Here is a 12,537-nt window from a genome sequence, read left to right on the forward strand (position 1 = left end):
ACAAGGCCGGGGGTGACGGTCAGAATAGGCTGCTAGCTTCAGGGGCAATGCCGGTCCCGCTGCTGCCGTCCGCCAGGGCGCGTCTCGAAGCATGGGGCCGCTGGAGGTCTACGCTGCTTTCCGCCGGCGGCGGATCAGGGTGAGGATTTCCGAGGCGGCGTGCGGGATGTTGGTGCCGGGGCCGTAGATCGCCGAGACGCCGTTCTGCATCAGGAAGTCGTAATCCTGCGGCGGGATGACGCCGCCGCACACGATCATGACGTCGCCCCCGCCCATCTGGTCCAGGGCGGCGCGCAGTTCCGGCACCAGCGTCTTGTGGCCGGCGGCCTGGCTGGACACGCCGACGACATGCACGTCATTCTCGATGGCCTGGCGCGCGGCTTCCTCCGGGGTCTGGAACAGCGGCCCGATATCGACGTCGAAGCCGATATCGGCGAAGGCGGTGGCGATCACCTTGGCCCCGCGATCGTGCCCGTCCTGGCCCAGCTTCACCACCAGCAGGCGCGGCCGGCGGCCTTCCTCGGCGGCGAAATCGTCGGTCTCCTTCTGGATTCGCTTGAAGCCGTCATCATCGTCATAGGCCGAGCCATAGACGCCGCTGATCGAGCGGATGACGGCGCGGTGGCGGGTGAACACCTTCTCCATCGCGTCCGACATTTCGCCGACGGTGGCGCGGGCGCGCGCCGCATCGACGCAGGCGGCCAGCAGATTGCCCTTGCCGGTCCGGGCGACCTGGGCGATGGCGTCCAGCGCCGTGCGGGTGGCGGCCTCGTCGCGGTTGTCGCGGATTTTCTTCAAGCGGGCGACCTGCTGCTCGCGCACCGAGGCGTTGTCGATGTCGAGAAACTCGATCTCCTCGTCCTTGTCGGCGCGGTACTTGTTCACGCCGACGACGGTCTCCTCGCCCCGGTCGATGCGGGCCTGGCGGCGGGCGGCGGCCTCCTCGATGCGCAGCTTCGGCATGCCGCTATCGACCGCCTTGGTCATGCCGCCCAGTTCCTCGACCTCGCCGATCAGCTTGCGCGCCTCGGCGGCGAGGCTGGCGGTCAGGCTCTCGACGTAATAGCTGCCGGCCAGCGGGTCGATGACCTGCGGAATGCCGGTCTCCTCGGCGATGATGAGCTGGGTGTTGCGGGCGATGCGGGCGGAAAACCGGGTCGGCAGGGCGACCGCCTCGTCCAGCGCGTTGGTGTGCAGCGACTGCGTGCCGCCCAGCACGGCGGCCATCGCCTCCACCGTGGTGCGCACGACGTTGTTGTAGACGTCCTGCGCCGTCAGGCTGACGCCCGATGTCTGGCAATGGGTGCGCAGCGCCAGGCTCAGCGGGTTCTTCGGCTCGAACTGGCGCATCAGCTCGGCCCACAGCAGGCGGGCGGCGCGCAGCTTGGCGATCTCCATGAAGAAATTCATGCCGATGCCGAAGAAGAAGGACAGGCGCGGCGCGAATTCGTCGACATGCAGCCCCTTGGCCTGGGCGGCGCGGACATATTCCAGCCCGTCGGCCAGGGTGAAGGCCAGCTCCTGCACGGCGGTCGCGCCGGCCTCCTGCATGTGGTAGCCGGAGATCGAGATCGAGTTGAATTTCGGCATGTTCTTCGCCGTGTACTCGATGATGTCGGCGACGATCCGCATCGAGGGTTCCGGCGGGTAGATATAGGTGTTGCGGACCATGAACTCCTTCAGGATGTCGTTCTGGATGGTCCCCGACAGCTTGGCGATCGGCGCGCCCTGTTCCTCGCCGGCCACGATGTAGCAGGCCATGATCGGCAGCACCGCGCCGTTCATCGTCATCGACACGCTCATGGTGTCAAGCGGGATGCCGTCGAACAGGATCTTCATGTCCTCGACGGAATCGATCGCCACGCCCGCCTTGCCGACATCGCCAACGACGCGCGGATGGTCGCTGTCGTAGCCGCGATGGGTGGCGAGGTCGAAGGCGACCGACAGGCCCTTCTGGCCCGCTTGCAGATTCTGCCGGTAGAAGGCGTTGGATTCCTCGGCTGTGGAGAAGCCGGCATATTGCCGGATGGTCCAGGGCCGGTTGGCGTACATGGTGCCGCGCGGGCCGCGCAGATAGGGCGCGAAGCCCGGCAGGCCGGCCATCTGCTCCTCAAGCCCTTCCAGATCGGCGGCGGTATAGAGCGGCTTCACGCGGATGCCCTCCGGCGTGATCCAGTCCAGCGCCTCCAGCGGCTGATCCTTCAGCTCCTTCTGGGCGAGCGCCTTCCAGTCCTCCAGTGTCTTCTTCGGGAAGTCCACCATCACGATTCCCTCATATTATTTGCGGCGCAGTATATCGTTTCCGGGGGTAAAAGGTAAACGCACCGTGCCATGCCATATGGGTCGACCGGTCATGCCGGTCAAAGAGGCTACGTTTTAGCAACCGCTGGTCGAACAATTCTGGGTTGAAAAACGCAAGGTTGTGCATTGACTTGCCATCCGTCAGAGTACCCCTACGATTGTGTGCGAGCCGGGAAATTCCCGGCAATTGGTGGGGCAGCGTGTAAACCACGCTAACAAGAAGAGACAAGAGACCCGAGCATGACGGAGCGGGCTAAGAGGGCGATCGCGCGTATCGCCGACGTGACGCAGGCGCATCGAAGCAGCCGCCGGATCCGCCGCAACGTGAAGGTATCCGGGCGGCGCACCAGCGTCAGCCTGGAAGTTGCGGTATGGGACGCGCTGGCGGAAATCTGCACGCGCGAGGACATGACGATCGATCTGCTGTGCGACGCCATCGAGGCGCGCCGGCGCAGCGCCAGCCTGGCTTCGGCGCTGCGCATTTTCGCGCTGGTCTATTTCCGCGTGCTGGAACAGCGGCTGTACCCGCGGCCGAAAGCGGCGGCGGGCGGCCTGCGCGAGGGGCGGGTGCAGGCGGGCTTTCCGGCGGTGCTGGAAAGCGCGCTCGATAGTTTCGATCAGGGCCGTCGCAGGGGCAGCGCCCGGGGCAATACGCCGGCTAACTCCACTCAGGCTAACTCCACTCAGGCTAACTCCACTCAGGCTAACTCCACTCAGGCTAACTCCACTCAGGCTAACTCCACTCAGGCTAACTCCACTCAGGCTAACTCCACTCAGGCTAACTCCACTCAGGCAAACTCCCAGGGCGATACGGGCGGCGATTCCGGGGGGCGGGACGGCGCCGGCGAACCGGTCTGCTAGGCAGTTTCCGTCGCCGGCTGGCGTTCCAGGATCGCCGCGACGAAGCCGTCCGTGCCGTGCCGCGCCGGGCTGAGGCGCAGATAGCCGCCGGCATCGGCGGCTTCCGGCATCGGCGCGTCCGGCAGCAGGCCGGGCCATGCCTCGGAGAGCGGCACCAGCCGGAACTCCGCATGGCCGGCCAGGAAGGCGGCGACCCGGTCCTCATTCTCCGCCGCCAGCAGCGAACAGGTGGCGTAGACCAGCCGGCCGCCCGGCCTGACCAGCCGCGCCGCGCTGTCCAGGATTTCCGATTGCAGGGCGGTCAGCTCCGCCAGGTCGATGCCGCCGCGGCCCCATTTGGCGTCCGGGTTGCGCCGCCAGGTGCCGGTGCCGGTGCAAGGCGCGTCGACCAGCACGCGGTCGAACTTGTCCTTGTGGCGCTTCACCCAGGGGTCGCGCTCGGTGGCCAGCGGCCGGCGCTCGATATTATGCGCGGCGGCGCGGCGCTGGCGCAGGGCCAGCCGCTCCAGCCGGCGGGCATTCACGTCGGCGGCGACGATGCGGCCCTTATTCTGCATCTGGGCTGCCAGCGCCAGCGTCTTGCCGCCGGCCCCGGCGCAGAAATCCACCACCTGCATGCCGGGTACCGCGCCGACCAGCAGGGCCAGGAGCTGCGAGCCTTCGTCCTGCACCTCGACCAGGCCGCTCTTCAGCGCCTTGGTGCCGCCCAGCGCCGGCCGGCCGGACAGACGCAGGCCGATGGGCGAATACAGGGACGGCTTGGCGAAGATGCCGTCCTCGGCCAGGGCGGCGATGGCCTCCTCGCGCGTGCCGACCAGCGTGTTCACGCGCAAATCGGTCGCGGCCTCCTTGTTCAGCGCCGCCATCTCCTCCAGGAAGCGCTCGCCGAGCGCCGCGCGCAACCCGGCCTCGGCCCAGCCGGGGCATTCGCCCCGCACGGCTTCCGGCATGTCGGGATGGTCCAGGGACTGGCCGGCCAGCCGGTCGGCCAGCACCGATTCCGGCTTTTCCAGCGGCTGCTGGTTATAGTGATAGCCGTCGAACAGCGCGCGCAGCTGCTTGGCGTCCATCCGCTCGACCAGCAGCAGATAGGCGATCATCAGCGTGCGCGGCCGCGGCTTGGAGCGGGCATGGTCGAGCCACCAGTTGATCCGCGCGCGGTTGCGGTAGGTGCCGTAGATCATGGCGGCTATGGCGGTGCGGTCCTTGCTGCCGATATAGCGGCGCTGGCGCAGATAGTCGCCCAGCACCGAATCGGCCGGGGCCAGCGTGTCGCCGGCGCGGATGATCTCCAGCACCTCGATGGCGGCGGTAATGCGGGCGCCTGGGGTCACGCCGTCACCACGCGAAGGCGGGCACGGCCGCCGTCGGCCGTTCGCCATAGCGGGCATAGAGCGCGTCCAGCTTCGCGGTGTCCGGCACGCCGCCCATGGTGATGTCCAGCAGGTTGCAATGGATGCCGCCGGCGACCAGCAGCGTGCCCGTGCCTTGGGCGCGGCCACCGCGCACATCGGTCTCCAGATTGTCGCCGACCGCCAGGATGCGGCTGCGATCCGCGATGCCCAGCAGCTTCAGGCAGCGTTCGTAGACCGGCGCGTGCGGCTTGCCGTAATGCTGCACCCGGCCGCCCATCGCCTCGTAGCGCGCGCCGATGGAGCCGGCGCAGAGATGGCGTTCGCCCTCGTGCAGCACTTCCAGGTCGGGGTTGGCGCACAGCATCGGCAGGCCGCGATCCAGGCTGCGGCCGAGCATATCGTCATACATCTCGATGGTGTCGGTGCCCTCTTGCGGGCCGTTGGCCAGCACGAAATCGGCGGCGTCCACGCTGTCGACCTGCTCGAGAGCCAAACCGTCGAGCAGGCCGGAGAAGCGCCGCCCGCCGGTATCGATGAAGCGGTGGCCCAGGCCCCGGTGGAAATCGTCAGCCCGGTCGCGCAGCGCGATGAAGGTTTCCTCGCCGGAGGTATGCACCTCGTCATACAGATGGCGCGCAATGCCCAGGCCCGACAGCCGGTCGACCAGCACGGTGGCGCGGCGCGGCGCGTTGGACAGCACCAGGATCCGCTTGCCGGCGGCCTTCAGCCGTTCCAGGCAGTCGACCACCCCGGGATAGGCCTTGCCGCCGTCATACAGCACGCCCCAGACATCGAGGATGAAGCCGTCATATTGCTCGGCGATGGCGCCGACGCCGGACAGCAGCGGAACGGGGGTGGGGGCGATGGTGGACATAGGACTCCGAACTCGAAAAGGAAGGACAAGGTCAGCGGGCGGATTTGCCGTCGATCTGCGGTCCGCCGAACAGATAGCCCTGGCCGAAATCGACCGGATGGTCGAGCAGGCGAAGCAATAGCGCCTCGCTCTCCACCTTGTCGACGATCAGATCGATGGCGACACGGTCGAGCGCGCCTTTCAGCAGCCCGACATCGAGCAGCGACGGCTCGTGCTCGGCATAGGACAGCAGCAGTCCGGCATCGACCTTCAGATATTTGAAGCCCAGGGCGGCATATTCCTCCGGGTCGATATCGAGGTCGCCGACATGGTCGAGCGAGAAGCGGAAGCCGGCGGCGGCCATGGCCAGCAGGTTCTCGCGCGCCGGATCGTCGGCCGCCGGAAAGCCGTTCTGGCTGAATTCGAACACCACGGATTGCGCCAGCGAGGCGTTGGCATTCAGGAATTCCAGGAACTGCTTGAAAAAGCCGGCATCGGCCAGCGACCGGGTGGAGATATTGCAGAAGAACCGGCTGTCCGGCGTCGGCAGCCGGTGCCGGCGGATATGCTGCACCAGGCGGAACAGCGTCATATTGTCGATGGTGCCGATCAGCCCTTCTTCCTCGGCCAGCCCGATATAATGCTCCGGCGTGATCAGCAGCCCGCTCTTGGTGCGGATGCGCGACAGGCATTCGTAATGCATCACCCGGCGCTGCGGCAGGGTGACGATGGGCTGCATCATCAGCTCGATGCGGTTGTTGCGCAGGCCCTCGCGGACGATTTCCAATATCTCGCGCGGGCTCAGCATCGGGTCGTCGCCCTCGCGCCCGGTGCCGGCCAGGATGGCCTGGCGGGTGCGCTGCTTGGGCGGCAGGATTTCAGCCGGCGTCGCTGCCGCATCGTCGGCGGGCAGGGGCGCCTCGCCTTCCTCCTGGCGCTTGGTCCACAGCTCCTCGATCAGGCTTTGCAGCACGCGGACCTCGGCGACCACCTCGTTCAGGTCGCGGCTGGCCGGCACGTCGACCGTCGGCGCGCCCTCCATCTCCTCCAGCTTTTGCAGCGCGATCTCGATACCGCTGCGCAGCGCCCTCACCTCGCGGGTGACGGCGGCAAGCTGGCGCGCCTGCCGCCCGGCCCGCGCGCGCTGCGCCAGCGCCAGATGCAGCATGCCGCCGACCAGCGCGACCAGCACCGCCGCCAGCATGAACAGCGGCACCGGGTCGATCAGCATGCCCAGCAGCCCAGGCCCGAGCAGCAGCACCGCCGCCGCCAGGCCAAGATAGAGCAGCGCTATGAGGAGATGCAGGAATATCGCTCGCGTTCCTTGGCTTTGGCGTTACCGGCCGCCGTTCGACTCGACGCCCACCGCTTCGCTGACGGTCCGGAACCCGTCGGCGCGAAGCTGGGCGGCAAGCTCCCGCTTGAGGCGGGTCAGCAGGCCGGGGCCATGATAGACCAGTGCGGAGTAAAGCTGTACCAGCGACGCGCCGGCCTTGATCTTGGCATAGGCGTCCGCGCCCGAGGCGATGCCGCCGACGCCGATCAGCGGCAGCCGGCCGCCGGTCAGCCGGGAGAGCCAGCGCAGCATTTCGGTCGCGGGCTGCAACAGCGGCGCACCGCTGAGGCCGCCGGCCTCCTGGCGATGCGCCGAGCGCAGGCTTTCCGGCCGGGCGATAGTGGTGTTGGAGATGATCAGCCCGTCGACCGGGGCGGACAGCGCCACCTCGGCCACATCCTCGATCTGCTGCTCGTCCAAATCGGGGGCTACTTTCAGCAGCAGCGGCGGCGGGTTTGCGGCCATGACGGCGTCGCGTTCGGCGCGCACCGCGCGGGCCAGCGCCAGCAGCGGCTCGCGGCGCTGCAAGTCGCGCAGGCCCGGCGTGTTCGGGGAGGATACGTTGATCACCAGATAATCCGCCAGCGGGGCGAAGGCGCGCGCACCCAGCACATAATCGGCGACCGCGTCCGTGCTGTCCTTATTCTTGCCGATATTCGCGCCAACGATTCCGTTCCATCCCGTCTCCAGGCGGGATCGAACCGCTTCCAGACCCTGATTGTTGAACCCCATGCGATTGATCACCGCCCGGTCCTCGCTCAGGCGGAACAGCCTGGGCTTCGGGTTGCCTGCCTGCGGGTGCGGCGTGACCGTGCCGACTTCGGTAAAGCCGAAGCCAAGCCGCAGGATGGCCCGGAACGCCTCGGCATTCTTGTCGAATCCGGCGGCCAGCCCGACCGGATTGGCGAATTGCCGGCCCCAGACCTCGCTCGCCAGCGCCGGATCGTCCTCCATGTGCCCCGAGGGAACCAGGCCGGCGGCGAGCAGCCGGATGGTCGCGTCATGCGCCGTCTCGGGCGGCAGCAACCGCAGCAGGGGAAGCGCCAGGCCGGCCAGATCCATGCTCAATCCTTCTCAAGCGGCGGGAAGATATGCAGCCCGTCCGGCCCCAGCGGCAGCGGATCGACCCGCAGCACCTTGTCCAGCGGCAGCGGCGCGTAGAGATGCGGGAACAGCTGCCCGCCGCGCGCCGGCTCCCATTTCAGCGCGTCGCCCAGCAGCGCCGCCTGCACGGCGACCAGCAGCAGCCCGGCCTCGCCGGCGCGGTGCTTCGCCGCGCTGGCGATCACCTGATCGGCGGTGGAAAAATGGATGAACCCATCAGCCGCGTCATTGGCCGAGCCGGCATAGGCACCCGTCGCCTCGGCCGCTCGCCAGTCGACATTTCGCGCCATGGTGTAGATGATCTTCGTCGCCATCGGCGCGACAGTAGGTCAAACGGCCCGAGGCGGGCAAGGGCGGCATCGGCGCCGTCGTGGAAGGAGCCGGGTCCATGCACAAGGACATGATGAAAAGACGGTCCGCGGACGGCGGTTCCGAGGCGCTGGAGGCTGCCTTGGAGGCGGTGGAGGCGCTCGACAGCCTCGGGCTCGTCGTGGCGCCGGTCGACCCGACGGCGGCGATGGTCCGCGCCGGTGCGGCCAGCGGCGGCGTGCCGGACGAGCTGGCGGCGCGCATTTACCGAGCCATGTTGGCATGTGTTGACTGATGTGACATCGCGGCGCGCCCGGCATGTCTTGGCCTTGCCCGATATCCCGGTCTATGCTGGCGCAACAGAAAAGAAAATCGCCTTCAGGAGACTCTGGTTATGCAGGCTTACAGCTATGTGGACGGCAAATGGCACGACGGCAATCCGCCCGTGCTGGGGCCGCTCAGCCACGCCACCTGGCTGTCGGGCATCGTTTTCGACGGCGCGCGCGCCTTCGACGGCATGACGCCCGACCTGGATCTGCATTGCGACCGCTCGATCCGCTCGGCCAAGGCGCTCGGCCTGCAGCCGCCGCTGACCGCCGGCGAGGTCTATGAGCTGTGCCTGGAAGGCGTGCGCAAATTTTCCTCCGGGACGCAGCTCTATATCCGCCCGATGTTCTTCGCCGAGAGCGGCTGGATCGACCCCGACCCGGAAACCACGCGCTTCATGCTGTCGGTCTATGAATCGCCGATGCCGGACCCGACTGGCCGGTTCAACGCGATGATCTCGCCGTTCCGCCGTCCGACGCCGGAATCGGCTCCGACCGACGCCAAGGCCTCCTGCCTCTATCCGAACAGCGGCAAGGCGATGCGGCTGGCGCGCGAGAAAGGCTTCGAGAACGCCATTCTGCTCGACCAGATCGGCAATGTGGCGGAGTTCGCCACCTCCAACCTGTTCGCGGTGAAGGACGGCGCGGTCATCACCCCGGCGCCGAACGGCACCTTCCTGAACGGCATCACCCGCCAGCGCGTGATCAAGCTGCTGCGCGGCTCCGGCCTTGCGGTGCATGAGGCGCAACTGACGGTGAAGGATTTGATGGACGCCGACGAGGTGTTCTCCACCGGCAATTACGCCAAGGTGCAGCCTTGCACCGGCATCGACGGCCGCAGCCTGCAACCCGGCCCGGTCTACCAGCGCGCCCGCGAGCTGTATTGGGAGTTTGCCCACGGTAAGGGCAAGTAAGGCGGTGAGGGCGTCCTACAGCCCCGCCGCCAGCCGGATCGCGCGGCGATAGCCGTCCGGCAGGGGCAGGGCGTCGAGCGCGTCCAGAAGATCGAACAGGCCGACCTCCAGATGCTCGTGGCTGAAGCTGAGCGCGCCCAGATCGTGCTTCAGCCGGCAGAGATAGGCGACGATCACCACCTCCCGGTCGGCCGCCGCGATGTAATAATTCCAGCAATCCAGCAACGGGCCGATGGCGACGTCGAGATAAAGTTCCTCGAAGATTTCGCGGTGCAGGCAGGCGGCGGGCTGCTCGCCCGGTTCCAGCCGACCGCCGGGCAACTCCCATTCCTGGCGCTCGTTGCGCAGTAGGATCGCCTGCCCGCGATGCAGGATGACGCCCTTGACCGAAACGGGGAAAACCGGGCCGGGCATGGCTGCCTTTCTCAATTCGTGATGGCGGCCGCGCCGAAGCCGATCAGCAGCGCGCCGGCGAAGCGGTTGATCCAGGGCAGCGCTGCGTCGGGAATGCGCTTGCGCACCGCGCTCAGCCCGCCGGCCAGAATCAGCCACCAGGCGAACGAGCCGCTGAACACGCCGGCGACGATGGCCAGCGCCTGGCCGGTCTCGCCGCCGGCCTGCATCAGCCCCAGCCCGGCGAAGATGGCGATGAAGAACAGGATCGTCGTCGGATTGGCCAGCGTCAGCACGAAGGTCGTCGCCACATCGCCCGCCAGCCCGCCGAGTCGCACCTGCGGGGCCTGCCGCTCCGGGCCGAAATCGCCGACCACCAGAAGGGTGCGCACGCCCAGCAGGATCAGCACGAGGCCGCCGCTGATCTTCAGCGTCTCGTGCCAATAGACCAGGAAGTCGGTCAGCGCCGACAGGCCGAAGGCGGCGACCGCGCCATAGCTGGCGTCGGCCAGCGCCGCCCCCAGCCCGACCGCCAGGCCCGACGCGAAGCCGCCCTGCAGGGTGCGGCGCACGCACAGCGCGCCGATGGCGCCGACCGGGGCGGCGATGGCGAAGCCGATAGCCATCGCATTGAGGAAGAAGTCGGTTTCCATGGCGTCCGGTCTCATGTCGCGGGCACCCGTACACAGTGCCTGTGGAAAATGTTGATGGAACTGTGGATTAAAAGTAGGCTTAGATATTCGTCGGGAAAACTAAACTTGGATTAAAGTATGGCTTTCGATTCCGAAAGCGGATTGGACAAGGTTGGGTGGCAACTTTTGCGTGCATTGCAAGAGGATGCGCGCCTCTCCTTCAGTGAATTGGGGCGCAGGGTCGGTTTGTCCTCCCCCGCCATCGCCGAGCGGGTGCGGCGGATGGAGGATCTGGGAATCGTCAGCGGCTACCGGGCGACCATAGAGCCGACCCGGCTTGGCTTCCCGATGACCGCCTATATCAGCCTGAAGACCGCCGGCGACCATTATGCCCGCGTATCGCAGATGGCGCGCAGCCTGAGCGAGATCATCGAATGCCATCACATCACCGGGGAAGAAAGCTTCCTGATCAAGGTGCTGGTCTCCTCCACGGCGCATCTGGAGGCGGTGATCGCCCAGTTGCGCCAGTTCGGCCACACCAGCACCTCCATCGTGCTGTCCTCGCCGGTGAAGAGCAAGATGGTGCTTTCCGGTCCCAGCGTGCGCGTCGAGCCATGATAGGCTAGGGTCCGTCCCTCCCGTAACGTGCCTTTCGATTTCATGACCGGTCCCGCTTTCGATCCCGAGCTTATCGCCGCCGATCTCCTGTCCGGCGACCGCCGCGCCCTGGCGCGCGGCATCACGCTGGTCGAATCGACCCGCGACGATCACCGCCGCCTGGCCGAGACGTTGCTGGGCGCGGTGATGGCGCGTTCCGGCGATTCCATCCGGCTCGGCATTTCCGGCGTGCCGGGGGTCGGCAAATCCACCTTCATCGAGGCGTTCGGCGGCCATCTGATCGCCCAGGGCCACAGGGTCGCCGTGCTGGCGGTCGATCCCTCCTCGGCGCGCAGCCGCGGCTCGATCCTGGGCGACAAGACCCGCATGGAGCTGCTGGCGCGCAACCCGTCCGCCTTCATCCGGCCCTCGCCGGCGGCCGGCACGCTGGGCGGCGTGGCCCGGCGCACGCGCGAGGCCATGCTGCTGTGCGAGGCGGCGGGCTTCGATGTGGTGATCGTCGAGACGGTTGGCGTCGGCCAGTCGGAGACGGCGGTGGCCGACATGGTCGACATGTTCCTGCTGCTGCTGCTGCCGGCCGGCGGCGACGAGCTGCAGGGCATCAAGAAGGGCATCGTCGAGCTGGCCGACCTGATCGTCGTGAACAAGGCCGATGGCGAGCTGGACAAGGCGGCCAACCGGGCGGTCAGCGATTATCGCAACGCGCTGGCGCTGATCCGCGCCGGCTCGGCCCATTGGAAGCCGCCGGTGCTGCGCTGCTCCGCGCTGGAGGGCACGGGCATCGAGGATATCTGGCAGACCATCGGCAAATATCGCAACGCGATGGCGGCGGCCGGCCAGTTCCAGCGCCGCCGGGCGGAGCAGGCGCGGGCCTGGATGTGGAACGAGGTGCAGGAAAGCCTGATGCTGGCCCTGCGCCATCACCCGGCGGTGCGCGACGCCCTGCCGGAGCTGGAATCCCGCGTGCTGGCCGGCGACCTGCCGCCGGCCCTGGCGGCGCGCGATCTGGTGGCGCGTTTTCTCGGCAAAGATTCCGATCGGGACGGCTTGACGGGCTAGTCTGAAACCGCTACAAACCGCGCTCCCCGAGCCGGATTGCCGGCGCGGAACCCTATTCTTGGGGCCAAAGCCCCGCAATTTTGGCATTCGGAGACAGACCATGGCGAAACGCTGCGCGATCACCGGCAAGGGCGTGCTGGTCGGCAACAACGTCAGCCACGCCAACAACAAGACCAAGCGCCGCTTCCTGCCGAACCTGCAGGAAACCTCGCTGCTGTCCGACACACTGGGCAGCGTGCGCATCCGCGTCAGCACCAACGCGATCCGCACCATCGAGAAGAATGGCGGCATCGACGCCTACCTGCTGAACGCCCGCGACACGGCGCTCACCGACGAGGCCCGCCAGCTGAAGCGCCGCCTGAAGAAGGCCCAGGAAAAGGCCGCCTAACCAGCGCCTCCCCTGCGACGACAGTCCAAAAGGCCCGCTGAACAGCGGGCCTTTTGCTGTTTTGGGCGGGTCTCCCCTCACCCAGCTC

Annotated in this window: 13 protein-coding genes and 2 pseudogenes; 6 read left to right on the plus strand and 9 right to left on the minus strand. The window is 67.4% G+C overall.

Annotation, left to right across the window (positions count from 1 at the left end):
• Positions 1–108: 108 nt before the first annotated feature.
• Positions 109–2,262 (minus strand): methylmalonyl-CoA mutase, encoded by a 2,154-nt coding sequence (gene scpA, locus AUP43_RS18375; protein ID WP_067560363.1) that lies wholly within the window; start codon positions 2,260–2,262, stop codon positions 109–111.
• 279 nt (positions 2,263–2,541) lie between these two features.
• Here scpA and AUP43_RS19695 point away from each other — a divergent pair.
• Positions 2,542–2,787, plus strand: a pseudogene (locus AUP43_RS19695) (ribbon-helix-helix domain-containing protein); the annotation flags it as partial.
• A gap of 246 nt (positions 2,788–3,033) precedes the next feature.
• Here AUP43_RS19695 and AUP43_RS19700 read toward each other — a convergent pair.
• The 6 genes and pseudogenes from AUP43_RS19700 to AUP43_RS18405 all read right to left on the minus strand — a co-directional run.
• Positions 3,034–3,123: pseudogene (locus tag AUP43_RS19700) on the minus strand (hypothetical protein); the annotation flags it as partial.
• A gap of 35 nt (positions 3,124–3,158) precedes the next feature.
• On the minus strand, positions 3,159–4,496 hold the full coding sequence (locus tag AUP43_RS18385; RefSeq protein WP_067560365.1) for an RsmB/NOP family class I SAM-dependent RNA methyltransferase: 1,338 nt from the start codon (positions 4,494–4,496) through the stop codon (positions 3,159–3,161).
• A gap of 4 nt (positions 4,497–4,500) precedes the next feature.
• Positions 4,501–5,391, minus strand: coding sequence for a TIGR01459 family HAD-type hydrolase (locus tag AUP43_RS18390; protein WP_067560366.1), 891 nt, complete (start codon positions 5,389–5,391; stop codon positions 4,501–4,503).
• A gap of 31 nt (positions 5,392–5,422) precedes the next feature.
• Positions 5,423–6,631: an EAL domain-containing protein gene (locus AUP43_RS18395; protein WP_067560367.1), complete on the minus strand. Its 1,209-nt coding sequence runs from the start codon at positions 6,629–6,631 to the stop codon at positions 5,423–5,425.
• A 75-nt stretch (positions 6,632–6,706) separates the two neighbouring features.
• Positions 6,707–7,768, minus strand: coding sequence for a quinone-dependent dihydroorotate dehydrogenase (locus AUP43_RS18400; protein ID WP_067560368.1), 1,062 nt, complete (start codon positions 7,766–7,768; stop codon positions 6,707–6,709).
• Positions 7,769–7,770: 2 nt separating this feature from the next.
• Positions 7,771–8,124 (minus strand): DUF952 domain-containing protein, encoded by a 354-nt coding sequence (locus tag AUP43_RS18405; RefSeq protein ID WP_067560369.1) that lies wholly within the window; start codon positions 8,122–8,124, stop codon positions 7,771–7,773.
• Positions 8,125–8,198: 74 nt separating this feature from the next.
• On the opposite strand from AUP43_RS18405, the gene AUP43_RS18410 reads away from it, so the two are divergent.
• Positions 8,199–8,414, plus strand: a complete 216-nt coding sequence (locus AUP43_RS18410; protein ID WP_067560370.1) for a hypothetical protein — start codon at positions 8,199–8,201, stop codon at positions 8,412–8,414.
• Positions 8,415–8,513: 99 nt separating this feature from the next.
• The gene (locus AUP43_RS18415; protein WP_067560371.1) at positions 8,514–9,359 is read left to right on the plus strand and encodes a branched-chain amino acid aminotransferase; all 846 of its coding nucleotides are present in this window, start codon (positions 8,514–8,516) and stop codon (positions 9,357–9,359) included.
• Between the two features lie 15 nt (positions 9,360–9,374).
• On the opposite strand, the gene AUP43_RS18420 is transcribed toward AUP43_RS18415, so the two are convergent.
• Both AUP43_RS18420 and AUP43_RS18425 read right to left on the minus strand, forming a co-directional pair.
• A complete protein-coding gene (locus AUP43_RS18420; RefSeq protein WP_067560372.1) occupies positions 9,375–9,773 on the minus strand; it encodes an NUDIX hydrolase in 399 nt (132 codons plus the stop codon).
• Positions 9,774–9,784: 11 nt separating this feature from the next.
• The gene (locus AUP43_RS18425; RefSeq protein ID WP_067560373.1) at positions 9,785–10,405 is read right to left on the minus strand and encodes a LysE family translocator; all 621 of its coding nucleotides are present in this window, start codon (positions 10,403–10,405) and stop codon (positions 9,785–9,787) included.
• A gap of 117 nt (positions 10,406–10,522) precedes the next feature.
• Here AUP43_RS18425 and AUP43_RS18430 point away from each other — a divergent pair, with 117 nt between their 5' ends.
• The 3 genes from AUP43_RS18430 (at position 10,523) to rpmB (ending at position 12,449) form a co-directional block, all read left to right on the plus strand.
• The gene (locus tag AUP43_RS18430; protein WP_067560374.1) at positions 10,523–11,002 is read left to right on the plus strand and encodes an Lrp/AsnC family transcriptional regulator; all 480 of its coding nucleotides are present in this window, start codon (positions 10,523–10,525) and stop codon (positions 11,000–11,002) included.
• A gap of 42 nt (positions 11,003–11,044) precedes the next feature.
• Positions 11,045–12,061 carry a methylmalonyl Co-A mutase-associated GTPase MeaB gene (gene meaB, locus AUP43_RS18435; RefSeq protein WP_067560376.1) on the plus strand — a complete coding sequence of 339 codons (1,017 nt, stop codon included), beginning with the start codon at positions 11,045–11,047 and terminating at the stop codon, positions 12,059–12,061.
• A 100-nt stretch (positions 12,062–12,161) separates the two neighbouring features.
• Positions 12,162–12,449, plus strand: a complete 288-nt coding sequence (gene rpmB, locus AUP43_RS18440; RefSeq protein ID WP_067560375.1) for a 50S ribosomal protein L28 — start codon at positions 12,162–12,164, stop codon at positions 12,447–12,449.
• Positions 12,450–12,537 lie beyond the last annotated feature (88 nt).

This window comes from Oceanibaculum pacificum (assembly GCF_001618175.1).
GTDB classification, from domain to species: Bacteria; Pseudomonadota; Alphaproteobacteria; order Oceanibaculales; family Oceanibaculaceae; genus Oceanibaculum; species Oceanibaculum pacificum.

Excerpts from the sequence above, each read along its gene's own strand:
- scpA (WP_067560363.1), bottom strand. The coding sequence starts at position 2,262 with ATGGTGGACTTCCCGAAGAAGACACTGGAGGACTGGAAGGCGCTCGCC.
- AUP43_RS18390 (WP_067560366.1), bottom strand. The coding sequence starts at position 5,391 with ATGTCCACCATCGCCCCCACCCCCGTTCCGCTGCTGTCCGGCGTCGGC.
- AUP43_RS18400 (WP_067560368.1), bottom strand. The coding sequence starts at position 7,768 with ATGGATCTGGCCGGCCTGGCGCTTCCCCTGCTGCGGTTGCTGCCGCCC.
- AUP43_RS18405 (WP_067560369.1), bottom strand. The coding sequence starts at position 8,124 with ATGGCGACGAAGATCATCTACACCATGGCGCGAAATGTCGACTGGCGA.
- AUP43_RS18410 (WP_067560370.1), top strand. The coding sequence starts at position 8,199 with ATGCACAAGGACATGATGAAAAGACGGTCCGCGGACGGCGGTTCCGAG.
- AUP43_RS18415 (WP_067560371.1), top strand. The coding sequence starts at position 8,514 with ATGCAGGCTTACAGCTATGTGGACGGCAAATGGCACGACGGCAATCCG.
- AUP43_RS18420 (WP_067560372.1), bottom strand. The coding sequence starts at position 9,773 with ATGCCCGGCCCGGTTTTCCCCGTTTCGGTCAAGGGCGTCATCCTGCAT.
- AUP43_RS18425 (WP_067560373.1), bottom strand. The coding sequence starts at position 10,405 with ATGGAAACCGACTTCTTCCTCAATGCGATGGCTATCGGCTTCGCCATC.
- AUP43_RS18430 (WP_067560374.1), top strand. The coding sequence starts at position 10,523 with ATGGCTTTCGATTCCGAAAGCGGATTGGACAAGGTTGGGTGGCAACTT.
- meaB (WP_067560376.1), top strand. The coding sequence starts at position 11,045 with ATGACCGGTCCCGCTTTCGATCCCGAGCTTATCGCCGCCGATCTCCTG.
- rpmB (WP_067560375.1), top strand. The coding sequence starts at position 12,162 with ATGGCGAAACGCTGCGCGATCACCGGCAAGGGCGTGCTGGTCGGCAAC.